Here is a 12,378-nt window from a genome sequence, read left to right on the forward strand (position 1 = left end):
TCGGTGCAGCTCAGGCCGCGCAGCCGCCCGAGCAGCCGCCCACTTGAACAGGATGGGCCGCTTTCATCGCGCGCAGCGGCTCTTCGCCTGCCATGGGCCTCAGGCCCAGGCGCGCGAACATCGCCGCGTCGCTGTCGTCGCCGGCATTGGGCGCGGTCAGCAGCTTGTCGCCGGTGAAGATCGAGTTGGCCCCCGCGAGGAAGCACAGCGCCTGGGTGGCCTCGCTCATGCTTTCGCGGCCGGCCGACAGGCGCACCATCGACAGCGGCATGGTGATGCGCGCCACCGCCACGGTGCGCACGAATTCGATATCGTCGATCTTGGCCATGGGCGTATCGGCCAGCATGTCGCCCAGCACGGTGCCCTTGACCGGCACCAGCGCGTTGACCGGCACGCTTTCCGGGTGCTGTTCTAGCGTGGCCAGGGCGTGGACAAAGCCGACGCGATCGGCGCGGGTTTCGCCCATGCCGACAATGCCGCCCGAGCAGACGTTGATCCCGGCCTCGCGCACCACGCTCAAGGTATCAAGGCGGTCTTGGAAGGTGCGGGTGGTGATCACCTCGTGATAGCGTTCGGGCGAGGTGTCGATGTTGTGGTTGTAATAGTCGAGGCCCGCCTCGGCCAGCTTGCTGGCCTGATCGGGGGTGAGCATGCCCAGCGTCATGCAGGTTTCGAGCCCCATCTCGCGCACGCCCTTCACCATCTGCACGATGGCGTCCATGTCGCGATCCTTGGGGTTGCGCCAGGCCGCGCCCATGCAGAACCGCTTGGACCCGGCGTCGCGCGCCTGGGCAGCCGATTGCAGCACGGCCTGCACATCCATCAGCTTGCTCGCGGCCACGCCGCTGTCAGCCTTGACGCTTTGCGAGCAATAGCCGCAATCTTCCGGGCAACCGCCGGTCTTGATCGACAGCAGCGTGCACAGCTGCACCTCACCGGCGCGGTGATGGTCGCGATGCACGGCGGCGGCGCGGAACACCAGCTCGGTAAACGGCAAGTCGAACAATGCGGCGATTTCCTCGCGGCTCCAGTCGGTGCGGACGGAGGGATCAATGCGCGCTATCGACGCCATATCAGCCCTCCATGCCGAGCAGGATGGTGCCGTATTCGGCAAGGTCGTTCGCAGCCATCCCATGGGATACGACCACCCCGGCCAGCGGCGCGGGCACATCGACCAGCGTATCGAGCACAGCCAGCCGCGCCACCGCGTCGCCCTTGCCCGTCTGGCTCCCGACAGGCAGCAACCATGCCACCGTGCCGACATGCGGTGCTCTGATCGTGCAAGCCTGGGCGGCGACCGCCGGCGGCGGAGGCGACACGGCCGGCGCCACCACGGGTGCGGGGGCCAGCAGCGGATTGGACGTCCCCGGCGAACGGGCCAGGAAGAAATCCCATTCCGCGCTTTGCAGGCAAACCCGCTGCCAGCCGCCCGCCAGCATCGCGTCGAGCAAGGCGCGCGCATTGGTAATCATGCGGCGGGCATTGTCGTCCAGTGCGATCATGCGGCGGCCCCTTTCCGTTCGGCCAGCAGCACTTGTTCAAGCCAGCGGGTATGGATGCGATTGGCCCGGAAATCCGGGTGCGCGATGATTTCGCGGTGCAAGCCGATGGTCGTGGCAATGCCTTCCACGCGGAATTCCGCAAGCGCCGCATCGAGCCGGTCGATCGCCAGGTCGCGCGTTGGCGCATGGACGATCAGCTTGCCGATCATGCTGTCGTAGTAAGGCGGGATCATCGCCCCTTCCGACATATGGCTATCGAGACGCACCCCCTCGCCGGTCGGCGGCGACCAGCGCGTGATCCGCCCGGGCGAGGGCATGAAATCGCGTGCGGTGTCTTCGGCGTTGATGCGGCATTCGATGGCGTGGCCCGTGAGCCTGACCTGGTCCTGCGATACGGACAGGGGCGACCCTCCGGCAATGCGCAACTGCTCCTGCACCAGGTCAAAGCCCGCGATCATCTCGCTGACCGGATGCTCCACCTGGATGCGGGCGTTGACCTCGATGAAGTAGAATTCTTCGCGCGCCACGTCATAGAGGAACTCGCATGTGCCGGCGTTGCGATAGTTGACCGAAGCTGCCAGCGCGCAGGCGCTTTCGTGCAGCTGCTGGCGCAAGTGATCGGGCATGGCCACGCAGGGCGCTTCCTCGATCAGCTTCTGGTAGCGGCGCTGCACCGAGCAATCGCGCTCGCCGAAATGGACCACCCCGCCCTTGCCGTCGCCCATCAACTGGACCTCGACATGGCGGGCCTGGGGCACGAAGCGTTCCATGAACAGCGTGCCATCGCCAAAGGCAGCAACCGCTTCGGCCGAGGCGCGGTGGAAGCCGGCTTCGGCCTCGTCGCCATTGTAGGCAATGACCATGCCGCGCCCACCGCCGCCGGCTGCGGCCTTGAGCAGCACGGGATAGCCGATCCTGTCCCCCTCGCGGCGGGCATCGGCCGCCGTCGCCACGCCATCGCAGCCCGGCACCAGCGGCACCCCGGCCGCGCGCGCCATGGCCCGCGCCTGGATCTTGTCGCCCAGCGAGTCGATCACATCGGGCTCCGGGCCGACAAAAGCGATCCCGTTTTCAGCACAGAGCCGGGGCAGGATGGCCCGTTCCGACAGGAAGCCATAACCGGGATGGAGGCCATCACAACCACTGGCCTTGGCCGCATGGACCACCAGACGCGGATCGAGATAGCTGCGCGCAGCCTGTGCCGGCCCCAGCACGACCGCCCGATCGGCCAGTCGCGCCGCCGCGCTGTCACGATCAGCATCGGACACGGCCACGACCGTCTCGATCCCGAGCGCCTGCGCGGCGCGGACAATGCGCAAAGCGATCTCGCCACGGTTGGCGACGAAAAGGCGCCGGATCGCCATCAGTCGGCCGCCAGCGCAAACAGCGGCTGCCCCGCCTCAACCATCGCGCCGTCGTCAGCCAGCACGGCGACGATGGTGCCGGCCTGGCCCGCCTTGACGGCCGTGAACAGCTTCATCACCTCGATCAGGCAGATTTCATCTTCGCCGCCCACTTTGCCGCCTACTTCGACATAGGCCGGCGCGCCGGGCTTGGGCGCGCGGTAAAACGTGCCGAGATTGGGCGCAACGATGATCACTGCGCCTTCGGGAATGGCACCAGGCGCGGTCACCGGGGGTGCTGCGGCTGGCGCCGCTGACGCCGCAGGCGTTGCTGCCGGCGCCACAACTGCGACAGCAGCGGGCGTAGTCGGCGCGGCTGCGGCCGGCTGGGCAGTGACCAGCGTGCCGGCCGCCGGATCGTTGGACAGCAGCAGTTCGAACGGGCCGGACCGCATGTGCAGCGTCGCGATCCCGGACCGGGTGAACTCCTCGATCAGCAGGCGAACCTGATCGACCGGATTGTCGATGACTGGTTTGTGCGTCATGGCTCAGAACCATCCTCTGGTGTTGGTTTTCAGCACGCCGTGGCGTGGCGGTCTGCCCCCGTAGGGGCGCGTTCAACGGCGAAGGCTAAGGCTCAGGCCTTCGGACTTCAGTTCCACCACCGGCAGCGTGGCGACCTGCATGAGCTTGCGCACATCTTCCAATTCGGGCGACGAGAGCAGCGGATAGTCGCGACGCACCGGGCCGGCCGCACGCATCTTGTCGATATCGGGCTGGGGCACGAATGCGCGGTAAAGCAGTTCGTCCTCGTCCTGCGTGCCGTAGCGCTTCTTCAGCGTGTCGAGATCGGGCATTTCCGGCGGCTGGGCGATCAGGTCCTTGGCGCGCGGCGCCGCCATGATCCGGTCCAGCACATCGGCATCGACCGGCGCCACGGGTTCGCCATAGAAACCGGCCGCATACTGGATCACTTCGTCGGGCACGGTGCCATAGCGCTTGCCGGTCACCACGTTGAGCACCGCCTGGATGCCGACCAGCTGGCTGAATGGCGTGGCCATGCCCGGATAGCCCAAGTCGCGACGCACGGCGGCGACTTCGTCGAGCACCTCGGGCAGCTTGTCCATCATCTTGTGCATGGCCAGTTGGGCCTTGAAGGTACCCATCATCCCGCCGGGAATCTGGTGCTGGATCGAGAACTCGTCGTATTCGGCATATTGGTCGACAAGGTTGCCCGATGCCTTGCCCACCGCCCGGAAATGGTCGGCCACGGGCTGGAACAGCGATTCATCCAGACTGTGGCTGTGGCCGCGCAGCTGGATGTTGCGCGCCATGATTTCGGTGGAGGGCACCGAAGGACCGTTGGCCATCGGCCTGCTGGCGGTGTGGATAACCGAGACCCCGCAGTCGATCGCGTCGAGATAGGCCTTGGCCGAAAGCCCGAGCAGGTTGTTCGAGTGAAATTCGATCGGCTTGCCGCCGGCTGCCTGGACCAGCCCAGGCACGAGTTGCTGGATCCGGTCCTTCTCCAGAACTCCCGCCGTATCATAAAGTAGGATGGAATCGATGTGCGGGCTGTCCGCCAGCTTCTTCGCATTCGCGATGAAGAATGCATCCGTGTGCACCGGAGAAAGCGCGAACATGATCGCCCCGGCCACACAGGCACCATTAGCCTCCTTGGCAACCCTGGCGAGGCGCAGCATGTTGTCCATGCCGAACAGCACATCGTAGATCCAGAATGAACGGATGCCGTGCGCGCAAAGCCGCTGCACCCACAAGTCCATCAAGGCCGGCGGAGTGATCCCGAACGTCACGTTGGCATTGGCACGCAGGCCCGCTCGCAACGGCGTATTGGGCATCGAGGCGACCAGCAGGTCGAGGCCCTCCCAATAGTTTTCCTGGCAATAGCGCGTCAGCACGTCGAGCATGCCGCCGCCCGTCAGGTCGATCGTGCTGAAGCCGGTGCGGTCGATCAGCGGAGTGACCGGCAAGGCCATTCCCGCACGCATCCGCAAGCCCCACAGGCTCTGCTGGCCATCGCGCATCGTCTCGTCGAGAAAATCAATGTGGGCCATACCCCACGCTCTCCCTTCCATCAGCCCACGTCATGCCGCAGGCGGAACCATCACTCGTTATCGATCGGGATCGAACCGGCGGCGGCCATCGCTCAGGCCACTTTCCGATCGACGGTGGCGTCTTGCCCAAACTCGTCGCGCAGGGTTTCGACCAGAATCCGTTCGTTGTGCCAGATGGCGGCGCCAAAGGCATGTTCGATCACTTTGGCGCGACGCAAATAGCGGTGCAGGCCCAGTTCCCAGGTGAACCCCATGCCCCCGTGGATCTGGATGGCCTCGTTGCAAACCTCACGCACCACTTCGCCGGCATAGGCCTTGGCCATGGACACGGCGCGGGCGCGATCGGGGGCATCCTCGGAATAAGCCCAGATGCCATAATAGGTTGCCGAGCGTGCGGCCTCCAATGCCACGGCAAGATCGGCGCAGCGATGCTTGAGCGCCTGGAACGAACCGATCGGCTTGCCGAATTGGACACGGGTTCGGGCATATTCCACGGCTGCATCCAGCATCCGTGCCGCGATGCCCAATTGCAGGCAGGCGCTCATTGCCGCCCCACCATCGAACAAGCGCTCGACTGCCGCAGCGGAATGGCCAGCGCCGACCAATGCGTCGGGATCGAGGACGACATCGTCGAACGTTACAGCGCCCAGGCCCGACGTGGGATCGATGTCCTGGTGCGCCCGGATCGAGACGCCAGCGGCGTTCGCGGACACGAGGAACAGACCTGGCCCGGCGGGCCCCTGTGCCACCACCGCAAAGTGGGTTGCATCGGCGGCCTCGCGGACCAGCAGCTTGGTTCCGGTCAACCTCCCGTCGGACACGCGCGCCAGCACCGCATGGGGCGCGTCGTCGCAGCCCTTTTCGGACAGGGCGACGGAAACGCGCAATTCGCCAGCGGCAAGCGGCGGCAGGAATGCGTCCCGCTGTGCGGCCGTGCCATGCGAACCCAACACTTCGGAGAGCAGAAGAGTATCAAGCACCGCTGCCGGAGCAAGCGCGCCACCCAGGGCTTCCAGCGAAAGAGCAAGATCGACAGCCTTGAGCCCTGCTCCGCCCTGTTTCTCGGGCACCATCATGGCAAACAGGCCCAGCTCGGCCAGCGCGGCACGCGCCGGCTCGACGGCATCGCGACCCAGGTCTGGCGCGCGCAACCCGGCTTGGTCGGCAAGCAGCCGGGCGACGGTATCGCCCAGGCTTTTCTGGTCCTCGTCAAAGGCAAAATACATGGTTCAGTATCCTTGCAGCAGCCGCGCGTCAGCGCGGAAGCCCGAGCACGCGCTCGCCGATGATGTTGCGCTGGATTTCCGACGAGCCGGAGTAGATGGTGAAGGCCTTGGATTGCAGCCAACTGAGCTGGAAACGACCCAGCGCGAGAGCGGCTGGATCGTGACCCGATATCGGCGCGACAGGGCCGAGCGCGTCCATCGCCAATTCGTACATGCGCTGGGCAGCGTGGCTCCAGTAGAGCTTGGTCATCGAGGCATCGGCACCGCGATCCGCACCGTCGAGATAGCGGCTGAACGAGCGCAGAGCGTTGAGACGGACGATCTCGATCTCGGTGATGGCCCGCGCCAGGCGCTGACGTATCGCTGGATTGTCGATCGCGGCGCGGCCGCCCTGCGCGGTCTGGCACAATGTGGCGACCAACTTGTCCAGTTCCTGCTTGAAGCGGACCTGGCGCCCCAGCGCGTCTTCCGGGCCGCGCTCATAGGCCAGCGTGGTCATCGCGATCTTCCAGCCTTCGTTGACCGCCCCGACCACGTTCTCCACCGGCACTTCGACATTGTCGAAGAAGGTCTCGTTGAACTCGGATTCGCCGGAAATCTGCCGCAGCGGGCGGATCGTGATGCCCGGAGAACGCATGTCGATCAGCAGGAACGACAGGCCCCGATGCTTGGGCACATCGGGATTCGTCCGCACCAGGGCAAAGCACCACTGGGCATATTGGGCATAGCTGGTCCAGATCTTCTGGCCGTTGACGATGAACTTGTCACCCACAAGCTCCGCGCGGGTGCGCACCGAGGCGAGGTCGGAACCGGCATTGGGTTCCGAAAATCCCTGGCACCAGATTTCGTCGGACGAAATGATCGGCGGCAGGAAGCGTTGCTTTTGCGCGTCGCTGCCGTGGGCCAGGATGGTTGGCCCGGCCAGGTTGTGGCCGATGATGTTGATGCCCTCTGGCGCGGAAGCGCGGGCCATTTCCTCGGCAAAGATACCGCGCTCGATCAGCGTCGCGCCGCGCCCGCCATATTCCTTGGGCCAGTTGATCCCGCTCCAGCCGCCGGCGTGGAGCTTGCGTTCCCAATCGAGCCGGAACATCGCCCGTTCGTGCTCGTCCTCGGGCTCGAATACGGTGTCGCCCCAACCCTTGGGCAGCGCATCGGCCAGCCACGCCCGCAGTTCGGCCCGGAACGCGCTCTCCTCAGGCGTGTAGTTGAAATCCATCGCGGTGCTCCCTGTCAGTCCTGGCCCGCCGAAGCTCGGTCCGCGGCCCCGGCAAAATCGGGCGCGCGCTTTTCGCGGAACGCCATGACACCCTCGCGGTATTCGGGAGTGAGATAGGCGATGGTCTGGGAATAGGCTTCAAATTCGAGCATTTGCTCGAACGTCGCGGTCTGCGACATGTTGAGCAGCCGCTTGCTCATCGCCATGGCCGTGGGCGACCCAGCGGCGATCTGGCGCGCCATGGCACGCGCCTCGTCCATCAGCGCGTCGTGCGGAACGACCTTGTTGGCAATGCCCAGCGCCAGCGCTTCTTCGGCGGGAACCTTGCGCGCGGTAAAGCACAGTTCCTTGGCCTTGTTGATCCCGACCGCGCGCGACAGGAAAAACATGCCGCCCAGATCGGGCATTAGGCCCACCTTGGCGAAAGCCTGGATGAAACTGGCCTTTTCGCTGGCAATGATGATGTCGCAAGACAGGGCGATGTTAGCCCCAGCGCCGGCCGCTGCGCCGTTGACGGCAGCGATCACCGGCTTTTCCAATTTGTAGAGCGGTTCGAGCACTTCCTTGAGGATCCAGCGATGGCGCGCGCGGCGTTGCAGCGGGGTCAGGCTGTCCTTGCTGGCCTTGAGATCGGCACCGGCGCAAAAGCCACGGCCCGCACCGGTCAGGATCACCACCGACACGCCCGGATCGGCGGCGATGCGCGGGATCAGATGCTGCAGTTCACTGTAGAGCTGGTCCGTCGTCGCGTTCATCGCGTCGGGCCGGTTGAGCGTAACGGTGGCGATGCGCTCGCTCACATCGTAGATAATGTTCTCGTAGTCCATGTCGGCCCCTGTCAATTTTCGTCGTCGGCCGGCGGCACGTGCGCCAGATCGCCGTCGGTGCTGTCCGGGATGGCAAACCACTGTTCCGGCATGCGCAGCGGGATGCGGAAGTCGTGCGCGGGCACGACGATATCTGCATTGTCCAGAACGCGGCGCATGGCTGCTTGCCACACGCGCTCACTCTCGCTGCGGATGTTTCCGGTAAGGAATGCGTCGGACAGCGAACGCAGCGGGTGGTCGGTCGCGCGCGGATCGGCTGGATACCAATAGCGATAGTGATCGCCCAGGTCCGAAACGAGCGCGACGCGCCCCTTTTCCGTCGTCACCACCACCACCTGCATGCCCTCGGTATGACTCGGCACGCTCAGCACGCGGATGCCGGGGAGAAGGTCGGTGTCGCCTTCGACCAGGCGCAACTGCGCTGGTCGCTTGCGCTCGATCAGGTTGCGCAGCGTGGATTTCCAGTAAAAGATCCGCTGCGAGGGCACGGGGTCGACCGCCGCCATCAGTTCGGCCCGTTGTACCACCACGCAAGCCTGGGGAAACAGGTCGAGGTTGTCGGCATGGTCGAAATGCAGGTGAGTACACACGACATAGTCGATGTCCTGCGGCCCCAGTCCCTCTTGCCCCAGGGCCGCAGTCAGCGCGGCGTGGCCGCCGCCCCAACCTTTGACCTTCAGGCGCTGATGCACGGTTGGAATGTCGGCCATGCCGCTATCGACCAGTAGGTTCACCGCCTTGCCGGCCACCGCGCCGCGCACAAGCCACACGTGCACAGGATCGCGTACGATGGCCCCGCCGTGCTGCAGGTATAGCTCGCCGATGCGCAGCGTGGTGACCGTCCAGTGGGTCATTCGCCGATCACCTCGAAACGCTCGATGTCGGAAACCGCACCTTTGCGTTCGCCTTGCGTCCACACCGCGCGCACGCGCGTGCCGGGCTTGATCGTCTGCTTGGCGGTTTCCAGGTCATCGATTTCGATGATGTGGATCATCTTGGTGGAAGCGCCGTCGAGCACGATCTCCGCGTAAGCGTAAGGAACCGGCCGGGTCTGGCCATAGACTTCCATGTTGATCAGCGAGCAGGCGCGGATCGTGCCGGTATCGGCGCAGGCTTTCCACGTGCCGGTGCGCTTGTGCGTGATGTCGTCGATCTCGCGCGGGGGCAGCAGGGCCTCGTCGGCGTTGGAACCACGCACCCCCATGACCACGCCATTCTGGCGGATTTCGTCGAACATGCGGCCGTAATAGGGGCCGTAGGCATGGTCATAGTGCAGCGCCATGGCATAGTTGATTACGCCAAGCGGTTCGGCCGGGGTATCGAGTGGCAGCACGTTCCCAACCGGAGCGTCCGGCGCTGGCACAAAGCCTTCGATCGCGGTGATCGACGTGCACTGCTCGCTGGTCGACCAGCGCGCTGCCACGCGCTGTCCCACCGCCAGCGTGTCGATATCGGCAAGGATCTTGTGCACGAAGGCATTGCGGCAGCCGTCCAGCCGGACAAGGCCGAGAACCCCGCCACCGGTGCGGGTAAAGGCAGTCAGTTCGCCCGTTTCCGGCGCCTGGACGAGGGCCACCGGTTCCTCGCCATCGACCGGCGAGAAATCCTGCGCCGGCGCGATCACCGCGCCATCGGCAAACCGCGTGCCGACGATGCGGCGATTGGGCATTTCGGCCAGGAACGTCCCCGCCGACTTGCCGGGGGTGAGCGTGTAGGGCAGCGAGATCGTGCTCTTGAACGTGGGCAGATCGATCGGTGCGGTTTCAGGTGCGTAGAACATCGTCTATCCCTCCTCAGGCGCTAAGCACGGCGCAGCCGCGCAAGTTGGCCCAACCTCCGCCGGACTGGACCAGCGCCAGCTTGGCGTCCTTGATCTGGTGCGTCTCGTTGCGGCCCATCACCTGGGTCGCCGCTTCGATCAGACGAATGACCCCAACCGCACCGATCGGATTTGCGCCCATGCACCCGCCCGAGGGGTTGACCGGAATGTCGCCATCGACCTGTGTTGCGCCCGAAGCCACCAGGTCCGCCGCCTGCCCCGGCGGGCATAGGCCCAGGCTTTCGTAATAGTTCAGTTCGAAGCAGGAGTAGGGTTCCTGCACCTCGACCACGTCGAACTGGCGACGCGGGTTGGTAATGCCAGCGGCACGATAGACCTGGCGCGATGCGATGGCGAGCGGCTCGGACAGCATCAGCGAGCGCTCCGGCGCATTGTCCGCCTCACAGCAATAGGCCATGCCACGGATCCAGGCCGGGCGCGTGGTCGAATGGTGCGCCACCTTGTCCGACGCCAAGACGATCGCTGCGGCACCGTCGGAAATCGGCGGCACGTCGAGCAGCTTGATCGGCCAGCACAGCGGCGTGGACGCCAGCACATCCTCGACCGTCACCGCCTTCTTCTGGTGCGCATAGGGGTTTTTGAGGGCGTTGTTGCGGTTCTTGGCCGCAACCATGGCCGCCGCTTCCTCGGTGTGACCCAGCACGTCCATGCGGGCGCGCCAGTAGGCGGCCGAAAAGCCCATGATCCCTACCGCGAATTCCCGGCCCCAGAAGGGATCGTAAAGCGTCGAGATCGAGTACTGCAGCTGACCTTCGGACAGCTTGTCGTAGGCAACCACCAGCGTCCGGTCGGAATAGCCGCCGGCTACCTGGTAATAGCCAGCCAGCGCACCGGCAAACCCGGCGCCGCCACCGCTGGTAAGCCGCACCACTGACTTGCCTTGCGCCCCGATCGCATCGACCACCCACTTTTCGGGCTGGTTCACGGCGGCAAACAGCACCGGCCCGGTGGCAATCACCACCGTATCGATGTCGTCCATCGACAGATTGGCGTCGGCCAATGCCCGATCGACCGCCTCGCGCACAAGGCCTGCCTGGCTGACGTCGGTACGGCGACGCGCGTGATGCGTCTGCCCGACGCCAACGATTCCTACTTCGCGACCCATGATCAAACCTCGAGAGTGAAGACGCAGTTGGTCTGCATCGCGACACCGCCGGTGCCATGAACGAGTGCGGTCGCGGGAGCCTTTGCCCCTGCCGCAACCGGCGTCGAAAGCCGCTTGGCCGCCTCGGCCAGCCGAACCAGGCCAGTTGCCATGATCGGATCAGCCGGCAGCGCCCCACCCGAAGCGTTGACCGCCGGATCGAGCGCGATCTCGGCGCCCCGGCCCGCAGCCGCCAGGCCCAGTCCTTCAAGCGCGAGCAATTCGCCCACGACGGAACTCCCGCTGGTTTCGACCACGTCGGCTGCCGCCTTGTCCCAACCGGCCTTGCCCAGCGCCATGCGCGTGGCGGCCGCGACCGAATCCAGCCGGTTGATGCTGCGGTCGGCAAAGTTGTGCGTTTCCAGGCTGGTGCCCATGCCGGTAATGAACACCGGCGGACGCCCCGTGCGGCGCGCCACGTCTTCGTTGCAAATCAGCACGGCGACCGCGCCATCGAGCGGGCGGGAAATCATCAAATCCGTCAGCGGCCAGGCCGCCTCGTCGCCAGCCAACACGGCCGCGGCATCGGGCAAGGTATCGATTGCCACCTTGCCGTTGGCGGCCGCGTCGGCCCAGCGCTTGGCCACGATCGCGGCAAGGGCTTCATCGGTGATCCCGTGCGCGGCAAGATAGCGCTGCGCCTGGATACCCAGGGCGGCCTTCTGGCCAAAGCCCACCGGGCGCTGGTAGAACGGCTCGACCATCGCCGACCAGTAAAGGTCGATGTCGGATTCCGAAGGCTTGGAATAAGCAACGATCAGTCCGATCGACGAAGCGCCCGAGCGGATCTTGTTGACGCCATAAAGCGCGCCCCACAGCCCGTCCTCCTCGACGCGCGCCTCTTCCTTGTGGTGCGCGCCAAGCGCGCCCAGGAAACCGCAATTTGAGATCGAGCGACCGTCTAGAACGTCGCTGCCGGAGTCGATGACGAAATCGACATCGTCCAGCGTCAGGCCGGTGCCCTTGAACACGTTGGCGACGACGGACGAAATAAGATCGATGTGCTGCGCGTCACGCCACGCCGGACGCAACTCGGTTTGTGCGGAGGCGAGCACCGCAACCTTACTGAGACCCATTGGCTTCCTCACCCTGTCATTCGCCGAAATTCGCCGCTGCGGACTCCTTCGGCCTCTCCCCCATCTTGTATGCCCGGCGCGTCGCCGATGTCAAAAACAAAATTCGACGTTTCGTCGGAATTTTGG

The 12,378-nt window shown here is 65.2% G+C and carries 12 protein-coding genes; all 12 read right to left on the reverse strand.

All coding sequences use genetic code 11. From position 1 onward, the window contains the following. Nucleotides 1-10: 10 nt before the first annotated feature. Complete coding sequence (gene bioB / locus FHW97_RS19005) at nt 11-1,072, reverse strand: biotin synthase BioB (RefSeq protein WP_171799488.1); 1,062 nt, start codon at nt 1,070-1,072, stop codon at nt 11-13. 1 nt (nt 1,073) lies between these two features. Next, a complete protein-coding gene (locus tag FHW97_RS19010; RefSeq protein WP_171799489.1) occupies nt 1,074-1,502 on the reverse strand; it encodes a hypothetical protein in 429 nt (142 codons plus the stop codon). Continuing rightward, nucleotides 1,499-2,866, reverse strand: coding sequence for an acetyl/propionyl/methylcrotonyl-CoA carboxylase subunit alpha (locus tag FHW97_RS19015; protein ID WP_171799490.1), 1,368 nt, complete (start codon nt 2,864-2,866; stop codon nt 1,499-1,501). Before FHW97_RS19015 ends, FHW97_RS19010 begins: the two co-directional genes overlap by 4 nt. Continuing rightward, nucleotides 2,866-3,390: a biotin/lipoyl-containing protein gene (locus FHW97_RS19020; protein WP_171799491.1), complete on the reverse strand. Its 525-nt coding sequence runs from the start codon at nt 3,388-3,390 to the stop codon at nt 2,866-2,868. The genes FHW97_RS19015 and FHW97_RS19020 overlap by 1 nt, the downstream gene beginning before the upstream one ends. Before the next feature lie 72 nt (nt 3,391-3,462). Continuing rightward, the gene (locus tag FHW97_RS19025; RefSeq protein ID WP_171799492.1) at nt 3,463-4,920 is read right to left on the reverse strand and encodes a pyruvate carboxylase; all 1,458 of its coding nucleotides are present in this window, start codon (nt 4,918-4,920) and stop codon (nt 3,463-3,465) included. A 92-nt stretch (nt 4,921-5,012) separates the two neighbouring features. Beyond that, nucleotides 5,013-6,146, reverse strand: a complete 1,134-nt coding sequence (locus FHW97_RS19030) for an acyl-CoA dehydrogenase family protein (protein ID WP_171799493.1) — start codon at nt 6,144-6,146, stop codon at nt 5,013-5,015. Between the two features lie 28 nt (nt 6,147-6,174). Then, on the reverse strand, nt 6,175-7,365 hold the full coding sequence (locus FHW97_RS19035; RefSeq protein WP_171799494.1) for an acyl-CoA dehydrogenase family protein: 1,191 nt from the start codon (nt 7,363-7,365) through the stop codon (nt 6,175-6,177). Between the two features lie 14 nt (nt 7,366-7,379). Next, nucleotides 7,380-8,192, reverse strand: a complete 813-nt coding sequence (locus FHW97_RS19040) for an enoyl-CoA hydratase/isomerase family protein (protein ID WP_171799495.1) — start codon at nt 8,190-8,192, stop codon at nt 7,380-7,382. A gap of 11 nt (nt 8,193-8,203) precedes the next feature. Further along, on the reverse strand, nt 8,204-9,046 hold the full coding sequence (locus FHW97_RS19045; protein ID WP_171799496.1) for an N-acyl homoserine lactonase family protein: 843 nt from the start codon (nt 9,044-9,046) through the stop codon (nt 8,204-8,206). Next, nucleotides 9,043-9,972, reverse strand: a complete 930-nt coding sequence (locus FHW97_RS19050; RefSeq protein ID WP_171799497.1) for an OB-fold domain-containing protein — start codon at nt 9,970-9,972, stop codon at nt 9,043-9,045. Before FHW97_RS19050 ends, FHW97_RS19045 begins: the two co-directional genes overlap by 4 nt. A 13-nt stretch (nt 9,973-9,985) precedes the next feature. Further along, on the reverse strand, nt 9,986-11,137 hold the full coding sequence (locus tag FHW97_RS19055; RefSeq protein ID WP_171799498.1) for a propanoyl-CoA acyltransferase: 1,152 nt from the start codon (nt 11,135-11,137) through the stop codon (nt 9,986-9,988). Nucleotides 11,138-11,139: 2 nt separating this feature from the next. Then, nucleotides 11,140-12,252 (reverse strand): 3-ketoacyl-CoA thiolase, encoded by a 1,113-nt coding sequence (locus tag FHW97_RS19060; protein WP_169041799.1) that lies wholly within the window; start codon nt 12,250-12,252, stop codon nt 11,140-11,142. Nucleotides 12,253-12,378 lie beyond the last annotated feature (126 nt).

The organism is Novosphingobium sp. SG754 (assembly GCF_013149315.1).
In the GTDB taxonomy this organism is placed as follows: Bacteria; Pseudomonadota; Alphaproteobacteria; order Sphingomonadales; family Sphingomonadaceae; genus Novosphingobium; species Novosphingobium capsulatum.